Source organism: Leifsonia sp. Ger2509 (genome assembly GCF_055231915.1).
In genome coordinates, this window is sequence record NZ_JBUYVB010000003.1 from 3,081,632 (window position 1) to 3,098,860 (window position 17,229).

Sequence of the window (17,229 nt, forward strand, 5' to 3'; positions counted from 1 at the left end):
ACGACCGACAGTGTGGTGAGCGGATGCCCAGACCGCGGCGTCGGGGTCTAGAGGCCCTGGCGGATGAAGCCGGAGACGTCGGTGAGTTCGCGCGGCGAGATCGCGTGGTTGAGGCCTTCGTAGACCCGGGAGTCGAGAGTGGAATGGGAGGGCAGCCAGTCGTTCGTGCGAGCGATGGCTGCGGCCGGGACCGTGTCGTCGATGCTGCCCCGCCCCCAGAAGACGGGCGGCCGGTTCATCGCGAGCTGGACATCCCCGGGTTGTTCTCCCGCGATCGCGAAGCCGGAGAGCTGCACGGCGTAGCCGAAGCGCTCGGGGGCCAGGCGCAGCATCTGGAGCGCGAGCGCCCCACCCTGCGAGAACCCGAGAAGCCCGATCGAGGGCGGAGCGGGCTGGTCGTCGAGCCAGTCCAGGACCGCGGTCGCGGCGGCGTTCGCATTGGACTGCGAAGGATTGGCCTCCGAGTTGGAGAAACGGGAGAACCAGGCGAATCCTGGTCCTTCCGGGATCGGCGCGCGAACGGATGCGATGACCGGTTCGAGCGGAAGATAGGCCGAGATGCCGAAGAGGTCGCCTTCGTCGGAGCCGTAGCCGTGGAGGAGGATCAGCAGGGGCCGGTCGGCACGGTCGCGTTCGGAGGCGGACCAGAGCACGGCCTCGCGATCGATCGTGAGGACGGGCGGGGATGCGGGCACGGGTTCCTCCTAGTGGGCGGACCATCATCTTCTCGCGAGAACGATGGAAATTCCCTCCACATCCGCTGTGGCGGAAATCGTGTCCACAGATCACCGAGTTCTGCGCCCGGCGGATTGCGGTGTCCGTAGGATCATGTCATGAGCGTCAGAACCCCCGACCCGACCCCGGAGCCGTTGCCCGATGACCCGTCGGGCGGGCCGGCGTGGCTGTCCGACATCGAGCTTGAGCAGATCCGCCGACGCCTGCCTCTCCTGTACGTCGAGGCGGTGCCGGTGCGGGTGGATGGGATCGGCCAGGTCATCGAGGTCGGCGTGCTGCTGCGCGCGAATGCTGTGGGCGAGATGACCCGCACGCTCGTGTCCGGCCGTGTCATGTACGGGGAGACGCTGCGCGAGGCGCTCTTCCGTCATCTCGAGAAGGACCTGGGGCCGATGGCCTTCCCACAGCTCCCGGCGAGCCCGGTGCCGTTCCAGGTGGCCGAGTATTTCCCCATGCCCGGGGTCACGCCGTTCACCGATGACCGGCAGCATGCGGTGTCGCTGGCCTACGTCGTGCCAGTGACCGGAACGTGCGAGCCGCGCCAGGACGCACTCGAGCTGACCTGGATGACGCCGGAGGAGGCGGCATCCATCGCGGTGTCCGAAGAGATGGAGGGCGGCCGCGGCACACTGGTCCGTGCGGCGCTCGCGTCGGTGGGGCGGCTCCCCTAGCCGTGCCGGGCGGACATGGCACCGTGCCTCAGAACGCTGACGAGGCGTCGACGGCACTTGTACGCCACTGATCGCAGGTGTTAAACCTGAGCCATGGGTCGCATCACGGTTCGGCGTCGAATCACTCGAATCAGCGTGGCTGACAGCACCCGCCTCCGGGAGGACGTGCTGGCAGTGGAGGAGCCGCTCGAGATCCGGGTCGGAGGCCGATCGCTCGCGATCACCATGCGGACACCGGGCCACGACATCGAGCTCGCGGCGGGCTTCCTCGTTTCCGAGGGAGTGATCAGCAGCCGCGCCCACTTCGGCGCAGCGCGCTACTGCGCCGGCGCCGACGGAACCGTCGATGGTCTCAACACCTACAACATCCTCGACGTCACGCTCGCGCCGGGTGTCGCGCCCCCCAGCCCGGACCTGGCACGTGCTTTCTACACCACCAGTTCCTGCGGTCTCTGCGGCAAGGCCAGCATCGAAGCGGTGCGCACGAAGTCGGCCTACGACGTCGCGGACGACCCGCTCCGCATCGACGCTGCGATGCTTGCGGGCTTCCCGGATGCTCTGCGCGCCGGCCAGGACGTCTTCGACAAGACAGGTGGCCTGCATGCCGCGGCACTGTTCGACGGGACAACGGGCAAGCTGCTGGTCTTGCGCGAGGACGTCGGCCGCCACAATGCCGTGGACAAGGTCGTCGGGTGGGCGCTCACCGAGGGCCGGCTGCCCCTGCGCGGCACCGTGCTCATGGTGTCGGGGCGGGGGAGTTTCGAGCTGACCCAGAAGGCCTCGATGGCGGGCATCCCGCTGCTGGCCGCTGTCTCAGCCCCGTCCTCGCTCGCAGCCGAACTAGCTGCCGAGGCGGGTATGACGCTCGTCGGCTTCCTCCGCGGAAGCACCATGGTCGTGTATTCGGGCGCCGAGCGGATTCGCAATGAGATCCGCAGAGACGATGCCGTTGCATCCGGAACCACGAAACCTCCGAGCCAGAAGGTCGAAGAGAGCGCGCTATGACGAAGAAGCCTCCTGTGCAGGACGTCACCGACGACAAGCTCACCGTGGAGAAGCCGAAGACGTGGGCCGCGGGGGTGCCCGGGATCGTCCACGCGCTCGGGCCGGCCTTCGAGGGGATGGGAGTCGGCCGCAGCATGAAGGGTCTTCTGGCGATGAACCAGAAGGACGGCTTCGACTGCATGAGCTGTGCCTGGGAAGACCCGGACAGGCGCAAGACGTTCGAGTTCTGCGAGAACGGCGCCAAGGCGCTCACCTGGGAAGCTACCCCTGTGCTGGTACCGGAGACTTTCTGGGCAGAGCATTCCATCGACGATCTGCTGCAGAAGACCGACTACTGGCTGGGTATGCAGGGAAGGCTCACCGACCCGGTCTACAAGCCGGCCGGCAAGGATCACTACGAGCCGATCAGCTGGGAGCGGGCCTTCGAGATCATCGCCGACGAGCTGGACGCACTCGACTCGCCGGATGAGGCTGCGTTCTACACCAGCGGGCGCACCGCCAATGAGACCGCATTCGTGTACCAGTTGTTCGTGCGCGCGTTCGGCACCAACAACCTGCCCGACTGTTCCAACATGTGCCACGAGTCGACCGGCGCGGCCATGGGCGAGACGATCGGTGTGGGCAAGTCGACCATCCGCTACGACGACTTCGCCAAGGCGGACCTGATCATCATCATGGGCCAGAACCCCGGCACCAACCACCCCCGCATGCTGACGGCGCTCGAGGAGGCCAAGGAGGCGGGTGCGACGATCGTCGCGGTCAACCCGCTGCCCGAGGCCGGCCTCAAGCGCTACAAGAACCCGCAGACGGTTCGCGGCATCGTGGGCCATGGCACCGAACTGGCCGACCAGTTCCTCCAGATCCGCATGGCAGGGGACATGGCGTTGCTGCAGGCGGTCTCGAAGCGCGTGCTGGATTCCGAGAACGCCCGGCCGGGCCAGGTGCTCGATCACGAATTCCTCGACACGTACTGCGAAGGTTTCGAGGAGTTCCGGGAGCACCTCTCGCATCTGGACGAGGCCGAGGTCCGGAAGGCGACAGGGCTGACGGGCGTCGAGATCGACGAACTGGCGCAACGCTACATCGCGGCGGACCGCGTGATCATCACGTGGGCGATGGGCCTGACCCAGCACAAGAAGGCCGTGCCGACCATCAAGGAGATCATCAACCTGCTGCTGTTGCGGGGGAACATCGGCCGACCGGGGGCCGGAGCTTCGCCGATCCGCGGGCACAGCAATGTGCAGGGCGACCGCACGATGGGCATCTGGGAGAAGATGCCACCTGCCTTCCTGGACGCCCTGGAGAAGGAATTCCGCTTCGAGGTCCCGCGCGAGGTCGGTGTCGACGCGGTCAACGCCATCCGAGGGATGCGCGACGGTGCCATCAAAGTGTGGATCGCCCTGGGCGGCAACCTGGTGGCCGCCGTCTCGGACACACAGGTCGCCGAGAAGGCGATGCAGAGCACGCGGCTGACCGTTCAGATCTCCACGAAACTGAACCGCTCCCATGCTGTCGTCGGCGAGTCCGCGATGATCCTCCCCACCATGGGACGCAGCGAGGTCGACATGCAGGCTTCCGGCCAGCAGTTCGTGACCGTGGAGGATACCGTCGCCGCCGTGCATGCGTCGACGGGCAACCTGGTGCCGGTCTCGTCCAACATCCTTTCCGAGATATCGATCGTCACGCGTCTGGCACGCGCGGTGCTCGGTACGAAGGTTCCTGTCGACTGGGCGCACTTCGAGCACAACTACGACAGCATCCGCGAGCACATCGCCCACGTCGTCCCCGGATTCGAGGACTTCAACACTCGAATCCGCCAGCCCGGCGGATTCGATCTGCCACACGGTCCGCGCGACTCGCGCACGTTCCCGACCGCGACGGGCAAGGCCATGATCACGGTCAACGAGCTCGAGGCCGTCGAGGTGCCTGAGGGACGGTTGCTGCTGCAGTCGATTCGCTCGCACGACCAGTTCAACACCACCATCTACAGCCTCAACGACCGGTATCGCGGCGTGAAAGGCGGTCGGCATGTGCTGTTCGTAAATCCCGACGATCTGGCCTCGCTGGGCCTCGCCGACGGCGATCTGGTCGACATCCACAGCGAGTGGACCGACGGGGTCGATCGTGTCGCGCCGAAATACCGGATCATCTCGTATCCGACGGCCCACGGATGCGTCGCCACCTATTTTCCGGAGGCGAACAGCCTCGTGCCCCTGGACCACGTCGCCGAGACGAGCGGCACCCCCGTGTCCAAGTCGATCGTCGTGCGGCTGGAACTGGTCGCCGAGAACGCGCCCGCGTCGGTGGAACGGCCGGCCGCATCGGGGCCGGCGTGACGCTCCTCTAGCCGGCGTCGCGTTCGCGGCAGAGCCGGAGGGCCGTCTCGGTCGCCGCCTGCACGGCATCGGTTGCGTCGACGGAGGACCCGGCAGCAGCCTGCCCCGCCGCGTAGCCCACGAGGAACGTGGTCACTGGCGCCGCAGGCCGCAGCACCGCATGGGCCGCACGCCCCGCGAGGCCCAGCACGGCGTTGATATCCACGGCGAGACCCGTGATCCCGAGCGCCTCGACCACCTGGGCCGCCCACTCCTCGAGGGTCGCAGTCTCATCATCCCGATCGGCCATGACGCCTCCTCCTGTTCACCCGGTGCCTCGCACGTTACGCGAAGCGCGCGAGTCCGTGGGGGATCACCGCCATCTCGTCGCGCAGGGCGATGAGTTCGATGGCGTGGGCGTCCAGTCGCCGGTCCTCATCCGAGATCAGGTCGAGTGCCCGGATCGCGGCGGCACGGCCGTCCTCGGCGCGCTCCACGAACACGGTGAGGCACTGGGTGGCCAGGTGCAGGTCGCGCGGCGTCATCGGGCTTCCCGTGCGTACCCGCACGCTGATGTGCATGCTGTGGTCGCCGGTGTGGATGAGCCGTGCATCCACCTCCACCAGGTCGCCGATCGGGATGGGCCGGTAGAAATGGATGCCGCCCGAGTACACCGCGGCAGCCGCATTCGAACTCCAGCTCGCCGCGCAGGCGAACGCCGTCTCGTCGATCCAGCGCATGACCGTACCGCCGTGGGCGTTGCCTCCCCAGTTCGTGTCGCCCGGGCTGGCGAGGAAGCGGAAGACGGTCCGCGGCGTCGTGCCGGCGTCGGTGTACGACGCGTCGAGCATCGCGGCCTGGATGCGCTTCCGTGGTTCGATGCGCGCGGCCGCGCGCTCCTGCAGCGTGCGTTCGCCGTCGCCCCATGGTTCCCACGCGGGGACTTCCCTGGGCTTGCCTGCCTCGTCGACGGCGACGAAGACCAGGATGCAGTGGGTCGCGCTGACGAAGCTGCGGTCGCGCGCATCCGACGTCTCGATCGAGACGAACACGTGAATGCTCGTCCGGCCCGTGTGGATGATCCGCGCGTGCGCCTGGACGATCGACCCGGCCCGGATCGGCCGGCCGAAGTGCACGTCGCCCACGTAGGCGGTCACGCAGTATGCGGCGCTCCAGCCGACAGCGCAGGCGTAGCCCGCTCTGTCGATCCATTCGAGCACGCGACCGGCCTGGACGGATTCCCCGGACGCATCCATGTCGGACGGCGTCACGAGGAACCGGAGCGTGACGCGGTCGGAGGACTCATCGCTCGTCCGAGGCGTGGCAGGCGCAAAAATCGTCATGTTTCCACGATCTCGTATGAGCGGCCCGCGTTACCTCAGATGACGGCCGCAAGATCCCTGATTCTTTCGGCATCGGAAAGTTGAGTTGCGTCCGGTGCAGTGCGCCGGGCTCGCAGCCGGGAACGGCCGGAGAATTGTCTCTTGCGCTCTTTGGCTAATGGCATTAGCTTTAGGGCTATGAACACTTCCATTGCTCAGGATGTCCGCTTCATCCAGCGCCCCGAGGGACGCATCGCATACACGGTCCAGGGTTCCGGACCGCTCGTCGTCGCCGTCCCCGGAATGGGCGACCTCCGCACGACCTTCCGCGAGATGGTCGCTCCGCTCGTCGACGCGGGCTACCGCGTGGCGCTCATGGACCTGCGCGGACACGGCGACAGTGACACGACGTTCCGCACCCACGGTGACGTCGTCACCGGCCAGGATCTTCTCGCACTCATCGACGAGCTCGGCGGCCCGGCCGTGGTTCTCGGCAACTCGATGGGCGGTGGCGCCGCGGCATGGGCCGCGGCCGAGCGGCCGGACGCGATCGCCGGGGTCGTTCTCTACGGCGGCTTCCTGCGCAACCCGAAGGCGTCGGCGTTCGCGACCGTATCCCTTCACGGGCTCTACCGTCTCCTCTTCGTCAAGCCGTGGGGCGCGGGCCTCTGGGCGTCGTACTACAAGGGCCTGAACAAGGCGACGAAGGCGCCCTGGCTCGACGAACACGCGACGGCCATCCGCACGAACCTCGCTGAGCCCGGCCGGCTGCGGTCGTTCCGCCGGCTGACGGTCCAGCTGACGCACGCACCTGTCGAGGCGCGCCTGCCCGAGCTCCGCACGCCGATGCTCGCTTTCGTCGGCGACCAGGATCCGGACTTCGCAGACCCCGAGGCCGAACGCCAGTGGATAGCTAGCCTGGGTGCCGACACCGTGCTCGTTCCGGATGCGGGTCACTACACGCAGGCGCAGCGCCCGGACATCACGGTTCCCGGAACGATCGCGTTCGTCGAACGGCTCCGCCGCGGCGATGTCGCTACAGGCGTCGTGAACGGCGCTGCGGCGTCCGGCCCGGCACCCGCATCCACCGTGGAAGCGTGGGCCGCGCGTGCCTAGAGCGGGCCTGAGCCGGTCCGCTGTCACGGACGTCGCCCTCGAACTGGTGGATGCCGGCGGCCCTGCCGGGTTCGACACGCTCACCCTCGCTGCGGTCGCATCCAGGGCGGGGGTCGCCGTCCCGAGCCTGTACAAGCACGTCGGGTCGCTCGCCGACCTTCGACGCCTCGTCGCGACCGAGTCGGTCGCGGAGCTGACGCGGGTGCTCGCGGAGGCGACGATCGGCCGGGCGGGGGCGGATGCGCTCCGCGCGGCGGCGGATGCTCTCCGCGGCTTCGCGCACACGCATCCGGGTCGCTACGCCGCGGCACAGGTCGCGCCCCACCTCGCGGATCCTGCGGATGCGGAACTCGCCGCGCGGGCCGCCGAGACGGTCGCCGTGCTCGCCGGAGCGCTCCGCGGGTTCGACCTTCCCGAGGACCTGACGACGGATGCGATCCGCGTGCTGCGCAGCGGCATCCACGGGTTCGTCATCCTCGAACTGGGCGGCGGCTTCGGGCTTCCCGACGACCTCGACCGGAGTTTCGCGGTGCTGACCGACGTCCTCATCGCCGGCATCGCCCGCCTGACGCCCGTCGACGGGGCGCCGAACACAGGAAAAGCGGCCCGATCCGCGAAGGATAAGGCCGCTTTTCCTGTGCTCGGCTGAGTCTGTGCCCTAGCCGCGTGCGCGGCGGGAACCCTGCCCGCGGCCGGTGCTTCCGCCGACGAGGCTGCCGACCTGCAGGCCCTGGCGAGCGCCGGAGCGTGCACCGCCCTGCGAGGCGCCACCCGTGGACGAGCCGGAACGCTGCGAGCCTGCGCTGCCGTGCGAGGCCGGGCGACCGGAACGGTCGCGACGTGCGCCGCCGCTCACCGCATCCGACGATCCGCCACGCGACTGCTGGCCACGGCCCTGACCGCGCCCGCCGTCGCGCGCCTGGCCGTCGCGCAGCTGGCCATCGCGGCCCTGGCCATCGCGCGCCTGTCCGTCGCGGCCCTGGCCACGACCGCCATCGCGGCGCTGGCCGTCACGCGACTGACCGTCACGCGACTGCCCGTCCCGACCATCCCGCGCCGCGCGCTTGCGCTGCGCGTTCGCGCCCTGCGAGCGCCCGCCCTGCGACTGCCCGCGCTGCGGCTGGGCTTCGCGGGGAAGCGGCTTGACGTACGCCGCGACCTCGCCGACCAGAGCGTTGACCGCTGCCGACTCGGCATCCACGACCTGCGGTGTTGCGCTGATCGCGGCCTTGCGGAGCAGGACCTTCACGTCCGAGCGCTGCGTCGGCAGCACGACCGTCACGACATCTCCGGCGCTGCCCGCGCGAGCGGTGCGCCCGGAGCGGTGCAGGTACGCCTTGTGCTCCATGGGCGGGTCGACGTGCACGACGAGTTCGACGTTGTCCACGTGCACCCCGCGCGCTGCGACATCGGTCGCGACGAGCACGCGCACGTCCCCTGCGCCGAACGCGGCGAGGTTGCGGTCGCGCGCCACCTGGGAGAGGTTGCCGTGCAGGTCGACGGAGGGGATGCCCGCATCCGTCAGCTGCTTGGCGAGCTTCTTCGCGTGGTGCTTGGTGCGCATGAACAGGATGCGGCGTCCGGTGCCGGAGGCGAGCTTCTGCACGAGAACGCGCTTGGCTTCCATGCCGTCAACCTCGAACACGTGGTGGGTCATGGCTTCGACGTGGCTGGTGACCTCGTCGACGGAGTGCAGCACCTCGTTGTGGAGGAATCGCTTGACGATCTTGTCCACACCGTTGTCGAGGGTCGCCGAGAACAGCAGGCGCTGGCCGCTGTTCGGAGTCTTGTCGAGGATGCGCGTGACGACGGGCAGGAAGCCGAGGTCGGCCATGTGGTCGGCCTCGTCGAGCACGGTGATCTCGACGGCGTCGAGCGTGACGAAGCCCTGCTTCATCAGGTCTTCGAGGCGGCCGGGACAGGCGACGACGATGTCGACGCCGTCTTTGAGCGCGGCGACCTGGCGCTGCTGCGAGACGCCGCCGAAGATGGTGGTCGTCTTGAGGCCGTACGCCTCGGCGAGCGGGCTGAGGGTCGCGGAGATCTGGGTGGCGAGCTCGCGGGTCGGTGCGAGCACGAGGCCGAGGGGCCGGCCCGCACGGCGACGACCGCCGGCGAGCGCACCGCCGAGGCGGGCGACCATCGGCAGGGCGAAGGCGAGGGTCTTGCCCGAGCCGGTCTTTCCCCGCCCGAGCACGTCGCGTCCGGCGAGGGTGTCGGGGAGGGTGTCGACCTGGATGGGGAACGGCTCGGTCTTGCCGTCCGCGGTGAGCGCGGCGACGAGGGGCGCGGGCACGCCGAGCGAAGCGAATGTTGGGTTGGTCACAGTGGTGCCTTTCGGGCATCGGATTCCCCGCGAGACGCATATCACGACTGCGGACAGCGCTGAAGGTCGTCTTCGGGGGATCATTGGCGAAGGTGCCGGCGGCACGATCGTTCGCCGTAAGAAAGTTTCAACAGGAAGCGGGACCGTTTTTCGGCCCGGCGCCAACGTGAAGAGGTGCGTTCTACGACGCAGGGGGTCCAGCGATGGACCCGCAAGTGGTTACAGTCTAGCGGACCCAGCCGGCTGTCACTGACTGCACAGCCGATCCGTCCAGGTCGGACAGCTTCGCACCGACGAACTGACGCGCCGTTTCGGAGGTCTGGAGGCGCGCGGGCGGACGCTCCGAGAGCAGCAGGTCGACGATCACGGCGGCTACCGCATCCGGGGTCTGCGCACGCGACGGGTCGAACGCGGCCGCCGTGCGCGCGAGGTACGCCTCGAGTGCCGGCGCGAATGGACCCACCGCTTCGAGCATCGCCGGCAGGTCGACTCCGACGTTGGCGACGAACTCCGTGCTCACCGCTCCTGGCTCGACGACCGTGACCGGCACGCCGACCGTGGCGGCCACCGGGGTGAGCGCTTCCATGAACCCTTCGACGGCGAATTTGGCCGCGCAGTACGCCTCGTTGAACGGCTGGCCGACGACCCCGCCCACACTGCTGACGGTCACGAGCCTGCCTCCGGTCTCCCGCAGGTGCGGCAGCACGGCCTTCGTCACTGCGACGACGCCGAAGAAGTTCACCTCCATGACCGCCCGGACGTCGTCGATCGTCTCGCCCTCGATCGTGCCGAGGTGCCCGGATCCGGCGTTGTTGATGACCGCATCCAGCCGGCCGTACTGCGCCATCACCGCGTCGACGCAGGACGTGACGGCGGCGCCGTCGGTGACGTCGAGGGTACGGATGTCCACCTCGACCCCTGCCTCGCGCGCAGCGGCGTGCAGGAGACCGCCTTTCGCCGTGTCGCGCATCGTGGCGACCACGCGGAAGCCCGCGCCTGCCGCGGCGACCGCGGTCGCCAGGCCGATCCCGGTGGAGGTTCCTGTGATGAGCAGAATCGGCTGGACCATGCGTTGGCTCCCCTCGGGCGCTCCGCTGCGGAGTGCGATCGCAGCATCCTACGCCGCGTGGCTCACGGTTCAGCCACGGCTGGAAGTCGTAGACTGTCGGCCCGTATCGATAGGGGTGTGCGTGCAGGAATCGGAACTCGAACGTGAGCGTGCGATCGTCACGGCGCTCTACGAACGTCTCGACGAACTGCGTGCGGAGACCGGCCGCCGGCTCGCCGACGTCCGCCGTGAGAGCGTCGGCGGCAACCACCAGGCGCGCAGCGAACGCGACGCCTTCGCGGCACTCTACGAGGACCAGCTGGCGCAGCTGCGCGAGGTGGATGCGCGGCTCGTCTTCGGCAGGCTCCTCCTGCACGGATCCGGTTCGGTCGACGACCCTGCCCACCGGTACATCGGCCGCATCGGCCTGCGCGACGACGACCAGCGTTCGCTCCTGATCGACTGGCGCGCACCGCAGGCGAGCGCGTTCTACCAGGCGACGGCGGCCGCTCCGCTCGGCGTCCGCGCGCGCAGGCACCTCACGATGCGGCAGCGCGAGGTGCTGCGCATCGACGACGAAGTGTTCGACGAGACCCTGCTGGAGGCGAGCGCGTCGACCGGCGGAGCCGCCGTGGCCGACGGCGAGGTCGTGCAGGGCGAGGGCGCTCTGCTCGCGGCCCTGACGGCCCAGCGCACCGGCCGGATGCACGACATCGTCGCGACCATCCAGGCGGAACAGGATCGCATCATCCGCTCCGACCTGCGTGGTGCGCTCGTCGTCCAGGGCGGCCCCGGTACCGGCAAGACGGCGGTGGCCCTGCACCGCGCCGCCTACCTGCTCTACACGAACCGGCAGCGGCTCAGCTCGGCCGGCGTGCTCGTGGTCGGGCCGTCGACGGCGTTCCTGCGCTACATCGAGGCGGTGCTCCCGTCGCTCGGTGAGACCGGCGTGGTGATGCAGAGCCTGGGGGAGCTCTACCCGGGCGTGGAAGCGGTCGACGACGACGTCCCGGAGGTCGCCCGGCTGAAGGGCTCCGCTTCGATGGCGCGGCTGCTGTCGCGCGCGGTCCGTTCCCGCCAGCGCGTTCCCGAGGCGGTGCAGACCGTCGACGTCGACGGCGTGAAGCTCGAGGTGCAGCCCGAGCTGATCGCCCGCGCGATCTCCCGTGCGCAGCGCACGGGCAAACCCCACAACGTCGCGCGTGTGACATTCGTCAAGCACGCGCTCGGGGAGCTCACCGAGCGGCTCGTCGCACAGCTCCGTGCGACCGGGTCGACGATCGACGACGACGACGTGAAGTCCCTCCGTGAAGATCTCCGCACTTCGTACGACGTGCGCGTGCTGCTGAACACCGCGTGGCTTCCGCTGACCCCCGAGAAACTCCTCCAGGACCTGTTCGCACGCCCGGCCTGGCTCGCCGAGCTGACGACACGCTGGACCGCGCCCCAGCGCGCGCTGCTGCTCCGCGAGCGCACGGCGCCGTTCACGGTCAGCGATGTCCCCCTCCTCGACGAAGCGGCCGAGCTGCTCGGAGCGTTCCCCGGAAAGCCGGACGCCGGTGCCCGCGAACGGGACCGCCAGCGCAAGCGCGACCTCGAGAACGCGCGTGCCGCCATCCGCAACATGGGCGTCGAGGGCCTGGTCACCGCGGAGCAGCTCGCCGACGGGTTCGCCGAGCAGGAGGACCGCGGGACCACCGCGGAACGCGCCGCATCAGACCGCACCTGGGTCTACGGCCATGTCGTCGTGGACGAGGCGCAGGAACTGTCGCCGATGCAGTGGCGCCTGCTGGTGCGCCGCTGCCCGATGCGGTCGTTCACCATCGTCGGCGACATCGCGCAGGTCGCGTCGGCGGCGGGGGCGACGAGCTGGGAATCCGCCCTCACGCCGTACTTCCGCGAGAACTGGCGTCTGGAGGAGCTCACCGTGAACTACCGCACGCCGGCCCAGATCGCCCGCGAGGCCGAGCGGTTCGCCGTCGAGCACGGCCTGCCCATCACGCCGGCGCGCGCCGTGCGCGAGGGCGACTGGCCGATCCTGACCGTGGAAGCCCCGGGCCGGCCGTCGGATGCGGTGCGTGCGCTCGCCGAAGCGGCTGCGGATGCCGTGGCTTCCGACCGTGAGCTGATCGCGTCGGGAACGCTCGCTGTCATCGCGCCCACAGCGATCGTCGAGGCTGTGTCCGCCGAGCTCACGAGACGTTTCGACGGTTTTGCAGGACGCGGCGCTGCCGGCCTGCTCAAGCCGATCGCTGTGCTCACCGCGTTCGAGGCGAAGGGGCTCGAGTTCGATGCGGTCGTGCTCGCCGACCCGGACGGGCTGGTCTCCGAGTCACCGCGCGGCGCGGCGGCGCTGTACGTCGCGATGACCCGTCCGACGCAGCGGCTCACCATGGTCCGGCCGGCCGCGGTCGTCGGCTAGCGCGCAGTAGAGCGGCCGCTACGGGTACCGCTCCCCGACGGGGACCTCGGCCGCGAGTGTGTTGCCCGCCTGCGCGAGCGGGCACGCCCACTCCGGGTCGTACGCGCAACTCGGGTTGTAGGCGAAATTGAAGTCGAGCACCAGGGTGGCTTCGCCATCCGACGCGTCAGAGCCCAGATCCGCACCCTTGATCGTGTCGATCAGGTAGCGGCCGCCCCCATAGGTTCCGCCCGGCCGGCCGGCCAGCGCGTCCTTCACGGGCACGAACAGCCCGCCGCCGTAGGACGCGAGACGCCAGACGTCCAGCGATCCCGCGAACGGAACGCGGACTGTGCCGAGCAGCTCGAACGGAACGATCCCGTCCGTGCCGGTCTCCACATCCATCCTCCGCGGTTCCGCCGCTGGATGGATCTCCAGGTCGAAGCGCCACTCCGGGTCGTAGCCGGTGACCGGCAGCCCGGTGAAGTCCGCGCGGTACTCCGGCAGGAGGGGCGTGGCCGGATGCGAGCCGAACAGCTCGTCGCGGGTGGACCGCCAGTAGCTGTGCGCTGCGGCAGGGTCGGTGGCGGCGATGCGTCTCACCGAGGCATACATCGCGAACACGCGGCTGCGCCAGTCCGCGATCTGCACGGCCGTGACCGCCCGGGCGGAGGGACGGGGTTCCGGGTCGCTGAGCCCGTTGGAGGCGATCGCTGATTCGCTCATGATGCTTCCGGATCGTACGCCCAGGTGGGCGCGAGTTGGCGCAGGCGCAGGCCGCGCCACTGCCAGAACGCCCACAACGAGTACCAGACGGCCGGGGTGAGAACACCCGCCCGGACGATCAGCTGGTCGCGGTAGAGGGTGCGGATGCGGCCCTCCGCGTCGGGGCCGGCGGGGTCGGCCGAGACGGCCATCCGATGGTCCAGCTCGGGCACGAGGCCGAGGATTCCGCTGCGACCGCCGCCGGAGTCGCGAAGCATGCGCACGCCCGGAACCCGCGTGCCAGGGAAGCTGATGTCGATCTCCTGCTCGCCGACGCTCACGGCGCGCAGCGCCCGCACCTGCACCGGATGCGCACCTTCGCCCCAGACGGTGGGGAAACCGCCGGGCTCGAGGGAGGAGAAGTCCGCCCACGGGAACGAAACCTCGCGGAACGCTGTCGGGCTCTGCAGAGCGCGCCAGGCGGCGTCGGGATCGCAGTCGAGGAGGAACTTCAACAGCACGCGCATCCACCCAGTCTGACCCGACCTTCGCGCGCCGGCCACGATTCGCAGCGCACCGGAAGGTGGCGCCCGGTCGGTCGGCGCACGCGACTACTGCTGCGCGGCCCGCTCCAGCAGCAGAGCGCGCTCGCGTTCGTTGCCGGTGAGGCTCGCGGCGCGCGCGAACTCGCGGCTCGCCTCTGCGCCGCGGCCGAGCCGGGACAGCAGGTCGGCACGCACGCTCGGCAGCAGGTGGTACGACGCGAGCGACCCCTCTGCGGCGAGGCGGTCGACGACCTCCAGGGCGGCCTCCGGGCCGTACGCCATCGAGAGGGCCACCGCCCGGTTGAGCTCGATGACAGCGGACGGGGAGAGCTCGGCCAGCGCATCGTAGAGCGCGACGATCTCCTCCCAATCCGTGTCCCCGGCGGCCGGAGCGGTCGCGTGGCAGGCGGCGATCGCGGCCTGCAGAGCGTACGGTCCGCGACCGCGTGCCAGCTTCTCCGCGCGGTCCAGGGCGGCGACGCCGCGGCTGATCAGGATGCGGTCCCAGCGCGCCCGGTCCTGGTCCTGCAGGAGCACCGGCTCTCCCGCCGGCGTGGTGCGCGCGCCGAGCCGCGAGGCCTGGAACTCCATGAGGGCCACGAGCCCGTGGACCTCGGGCTCCCTGGGCGTGAGCTCGGCGAGCACGCGGCCCAGCCGCAAAGCCTCGAAGCAGAGCGAGGGACGCATCCAGTCGTCGCCGAGCGTCGCCGAATAGCCCTCGTTGAAGATCAGGTAGATCACTTCGAGTACCGACCCGAGTCGTTGCGGGAACTCGCTCGGGTCCGGCACCTCGAACGGAACCCGCGCAGCCGTCAGGGTGCGTTTCGCCCGCACGATGCGCTGGGCGATCGTCGAGCTCGGAGCCAGGAAGGCACGCGCGATCTCATCCGTCGAGAGGCCGCCGAGCAGTTTGAGGGTCAGCGCGACGCGGGACGGCTTGGTGAGCACCGGGTGGCAGGCGATGAAGACCAGCCGCAGCAGGTCGTCCTCGATGACCGCCTCGGCGAGCTGGGCGGGGTCGTCCGTGTCGTCCGCGGTCTCCAGGTCGCGCGCGAGCTGCGCGTACTTGTCGCCCAGCCGCTCCTGCCTGCGCCAGCCGTCGATAGCGCGACGCTTGGCCACCGAGGTGAGCCACGCGGCCGGGTTGCGGGGGATGCCGCCGGCCGGCCACTGCTCGAGGGCGGCCACCAACGCATCCTGTGCGAGTTCCTCGGCGACGCCGACGTCGCCCACCATCCGCGCGAGCACGGCGATGAGCTTCGCCGACTCGATGCGCCAGACCGCGTCGACGGCGCGGCGGGCCTCCTCGGCGCGGCGTGCGTCAGCGACCTCGGTCATCGCGGCCGCCTCATGCCGTGCGTGATTCGCCGTGCTCGTCGCGCCACTGCACTTCCTTCTGCACGTACTCGTTGTCCTGGGGGAACTCCGACACCTCGAAGACCCGTCGCACCTCGACCCGGCCCTTCTTCAGCGGGATACGGCGCGCCCACTCGAGCGCCTCCGCCTTGCTCGCGGCCTGGATGATCCAGAATCCCGCGATCAGCTCCTTCGTCTCGGTGAACGGACCGTCGACGACGGTGCGCTCGTCTTCCGAGTACTCGACGCGCGAACCCTCCGAGCTCGGGTGCAGGCCCTCGCCGGCGAGCAGGACGCCTGCTTTGATCAGCTCGTCGTTGTACCGGCCCATAGCGTTCAGGTCGTCCTCGTCCGGCATCGCCGTCGACTCCGTCTGGGGGTCCGAGTTCAGGATCATCATGTACTTCATGGTCGTTCGTCTCCTTGTCGTGGCCGGGCGGGAATGCCCTTCACCAACACGTCGAACAGCGGGTCCCGGAATCGACATGGCGGCCCGGGATCGTGGCACGAAGCATCCACGCGTCCAGTCTGCCCCTCCTGTCATGGGGATGCGCTACAACTGAGACCATGGCGATCCGCTTCTGGCTTGGTGTCGTGCAGCGCGACCACGCACTGCGCGGGGTCGCCATGGGGATCGCGCAGGTCAACCACGGGGCGAAAGCCCCTCTGGTGCGGATGAACGAAGCCGACGGGTTCGTCTACTACTCGCCACGCGAGTCGTACCCCGACGGCGAGCCGCTCAAAGCGTTCACCGCGATCGGGCGCATCGCCGACGGCGACATCTACCAGGCACCGGATGGCCCGATGATGACCGGCCAGAACGGTGACTTCCGGCCGTGGCGCCGGCGGGTCGACTTCGACCATGCCGCCGTCTCCGCACCCATCCGCCCGCTGCTGCCGGTGCTCGAGTTCACCCGCCAGAACCCGAACTGGGGTTACCAGCTGCGGCGCGGGCTGATCGAGCTGTCCCGCCACGATTTCGAGGTCATCCGCACCCAGATGCGCCGGCCGTCGCCCGACGAGCCGCGCCGGGCCCGGGCTACGATATCCCGGTGACCGAGACCGCATCCGATCCGTTCGCGCAGGCCAAATACCAGCTCCGCTTCGACTGGGGGCTTGCGGGTGCCCGTGCGGTCGCCTCGGACGCCGACGTGGTCGTGTGGGTGGATGCCGTGCCGCAGCTCGCCGCTCCGGCGGAGGACCAGCCGTCCGTCGCCACCGCGCTCGCCGCATCCGTCGCCGCGGGAGCCGCCATCGTCAGCGGCGGAATGGTGAACGCGACCGCGACGGCGCGCTGGATCCTCGACGAGCAGGTGCGGCTCGGCCGCCGCGCGATGGTCTCGATCATCGCGGCGGGGGAGCCGCGCGCAGGGGGAGGCACGCGGTTCGCCGTCGAAGACCTGCTCGCCGCCGGCGCGGTCATCGACGCGCTGGGCTCGCTCGGTATCGACCACACGTCGCCCGAGGCTGCGGCAGCGTGCGCAGCCTTCACCGGGTTGCGAGGGGCTGTCGCGCACCTGCTCACCGCATCCGCATCCGGTCAGGCCGCGCTCGCGGCGGGCGCTGACGGGGCCGGGATCGCGGCCGCGGGACGCCTCGACGCGGCCGAAACCGTGCTGGTCCTGAGGTCGGCTCCCGCGGCGGAATGATCTGCACTGCTGCAACGTTGCCCCCGTGCAGGAGG

17 protein-coding genes are annotated in these 17,229 nt (G+C 69.7%); 8 read left to right on the forward strand and 9 right to left on the reverse strand.

Annotation, left to right across the window (positions count from 1 at the left end):
- Positions 1-47: 47 nt before the first annotated feature.
- Positions 48-695 carry an alpha/beta hydrolase gene (locus ACV7NN_RS14880; RefSeq protein ID WP_463350350.1) on the reverse strand — a complete coding sequence of 216 codons (648 nt, stop codon included), beginning with the start codon at positions 693-695 and terminating at the stop codon, positions 48-50.
- Between the two features lie 138 nt (positions 696-833).
- Here ACV7NN_RS14880 and ACV7NN_RS14885 point away from each other — a divergent pair, with 138 nt between their 5' ends.
- The 3 genes from ACV7NN_RS14885 (at position 834) to ACV7NN_RS14895 (ending at position 4,747) form a co-directional block, all read left to right on the forward strand.
- Complete coding sequence (locus ACV7NN_RS14885) at positions 834-1,406, forward strand: NUDIX hydrolase family protein (RefSeq protein WP_463350351.1); 573 nt, start codon at positions 834-836, stop codon at positions 1,404-1,406.
- A 93-nt stretch (positions 1,407-1,499) separates the two neighbouring features.
- On the forward strand, positions 1,500-2,411 hold the full coding sequence (gene fdhD / locus ACV7NN_RS14890) for a formate dehydrogenase accessory sulfurtransferase FdhD (protein ID WP_463350352.1): 912 nt from the start codon (positions 1,500-1,502) through the stop codon (positions 2,409-2,411).
- Positions 2,408-4,747, forward strand: a complete 2,340-nt coding sequence (locus ACV7NN_RS14895; protein WP_463350353.1) for an FdhF/YdeP family oxidoreductase — start codon at positions 2,408-2,410, stop codon at positions 4,745-4,747. Before fdhD ends, ACV7NN_RS14895 begins: the two co-directional genes overlap by 4 nt.
- Before the next feature lie 7 nt (positions 4,748-4,754).
- Here the strand turns inward: ACV7NN_RS14895 and ACV7NN_RS14900 are convergent, their stop codons facing one another.
- Both ACV7NN_RS14900 and ACV7NN_RS14905 read right to left on the reverse strand, forming a co-directional pair.
- Positions 4,755-5,036, reverse strand: a complete 282-nt coding sequence (locus ACV7NN_RS14900; protein ID WP_463350354.1) for a DUF6457 domain-containing protein — start codon at positions 5,034-5,036, stop codon at positions 4,755-4,757.
- Between the two features lie 34 nt (positions 5,037-5,070).
- A complete protein-coding gene (locus ACV7NN_RS14905; protein WP_463350355.1) occupies positions 5,071-6,069 on the reverse strand; it encodes an acyl-CoA thioesterase in 999 nt (332 codons plus the stop codon).
- A 177-nt stretch (positions 6,070-6,246) separates the two neighbouring features.
- On the opposite strand from ACV7NN_RS14905, the gene ACV7NN_RS14910 reads away from it, so the two are divergent.
- Together ACV7NN_RS14910 and ACV7NN_RS14915 are read left to right on the forward strand one after the other, a co-directional pair.
- Positions 6,247-7,164 carry an alpha/beta fold hydrolase gene (locus ACV7NN_RS14910; protein ID WP_463350356.1) on the forward strand — a complete coding sequence of 306 codons (918 nt, stop codon included), beginning with the start codon at positions 6,247-6,249 and terminating at the stop codon, positions 7,162-7,164.
- Positions 7,157-7,813, forward strand: a complete 657-nt coding sequence (locus tag ACV7NN_RS14915) for a TetR/AcrR family transcriptional regulator (protein WP_463350357.1) — start codon at positions 7,157-7,159, stop codon at positions 7,811-7,813. The genes ACV7NN_RS14910 and ACV7NN_RS14915 overlap by 8 nt, the downstream gene beginning before the upstream one ends.
- Before the next feature lie 9 nt (positions 7,814-7,822).
- Here the strand turns inward: ACV7NN_RS14915 and ACV7NN_RS14920 are convergent, their stop codons facing one another.
- Both ACV7NN_RS14920 and ACV7NN_RS14925 read right to left on the reverse strand, forming a co-directional pair.
- Positions 7,823-9,490, reverse strand: coding sequence for a DEAD/DEAH box helicase (locus ACV7NN_RS14920; protein WP_463350358.1), 1,668 nt, complete (start codon positions 9,488-9,490; stop codon positions 7,823-7,825).
- 226 nt (positions 9,491-9,716) lie between these two features.
- Positions 9,717-10,559 (reverse strand): SDR family NAD(P)-dependent oxidoreductase, encoded by an 843-nt coding sequence (locus tag ACV7NN_RS14925; protein WP_463350359.1) that lies wholly within the window; start codon positions 10,557-10,559, stop codon positions 9,717-9,719.
- Between the two features lie 121 nt (positions 10,560-10,680).
- Here ACV7NN_RS14925 and ACV7NN_RS14930 point away from each other — a divergent pair, with 121 nt between their 5' ends.
- A complete protein-coding gene (locus ACV7NN_RS14930; protein ID WP_463350360.1) occupies positions 10,681-12,960 on the forward strand; it encodes a HelD family protein in 2,280 nt (759 codons plus the stop codon).
- Between the two features lie 18 nt (positions 12,961-12,978).
- On the opposite strand, the gene ACV7NN_RS14935 is transcribed toward ACV7NN_RS14930, so the two are convergent.
- The 4 genes from ACV7NN_RS14935 to ACV7NN_RS14950 all read right to left on the reverse strand — a co-directional run bounded on the left by ACV7NN_RS14935 (position 12,979) and on the right by ACV7NN_RS14950 (position 15,954).
- The gene (locus ACV7NN_RS14935; protein ID WP_463350361.1) at positions 12,979-13,665 is read right to left on the reverse strand and encodes a DUF1684 domain-containing protein; all 687 of its coding nucleotides are present in this window, start codon (positions 13,663-13,665) and stop codon (positions 12,979-12,981) included.
- Positions 13,662-14,171 (reverse strand): hypothetical protein, encoded by a 510-nt coding sequence (locus tag ACV7NN_RS14940; protein ID WP_463350362.1) that lies wholly within the window; start codon positions 14,169-14,171, stop codon positions 13,662-13,664. Before ACV7NN_RS14940 ends, ACV7NN_RS14935 begins: the two co-directional genes overlap by 4 nt.
- Before the next feature lie 84 nt (positions 14,172-14,255).
- Positions 14,256-15,527 carry an RNA polymerase sigma factor gene (locus tag ACV7NN_RS14945; RefSeq protein ID WP_463350363.1) on the reverse strand — a complete coding sequence of 424 codons (1,272 nt, stop codon included), beginning with the start codon at positions 15,525-15,527 and terminating at the stop codon, positions 14,256-14,258.
- A gap of 10 nt (positions 15,528-15,537) precedes the next feature.
- The gene (locus ACV7NN_RS14950) at positions 15,538-15,954 is read right to left on the reverse strand and encodes a YciI family protein (RefSeq protein ID WP_463350364.1); all 417 of its coding nucleotides are present in this window, start codon (positions 15,952-15,954) and stop codon (positions 15,538-15,540) included.
- 158 nt (positions 15,955-16,112) lie between these two features.
- Here ACV7NN_RS14950 and ACV7NN_RS14955 point away from each other — a divergent pair, with 158 nt between their 5' ends.
- Both ACV7NN_RS14955 and ACV7NN_RS14960 read left to right on the forward strand, forming a co-directional pair.
- Positions 16,113-16,601, forward strand: a complete 489-nt coding sequence (locus ACV7NN_RS14955) for an EVE domain-containing protein (RefSeq protein ID WP_463350365.1) — start codon at positions 16,113-16,115, stop codon at positions 16,599-16,601.
- Positions 16,598-17,194: a 2-phosphosulfolactate phosphatase gene (locus ACV7NN_RS14960; RefSeq protein ID WP_463350366.1), complete on the forward strand. Its 597-nt coding sequence runs from the start codon at positions 16,598-16,600 to the stop codon at positions 17,192-17,194. Before ACV7NN_RS14955 ends, ACV7NN_RS14960 begins: the two co-directional genes overlap by 4 nt.
- Positions 17,195-17,229 lie beyond the last annotated feature (35 nt).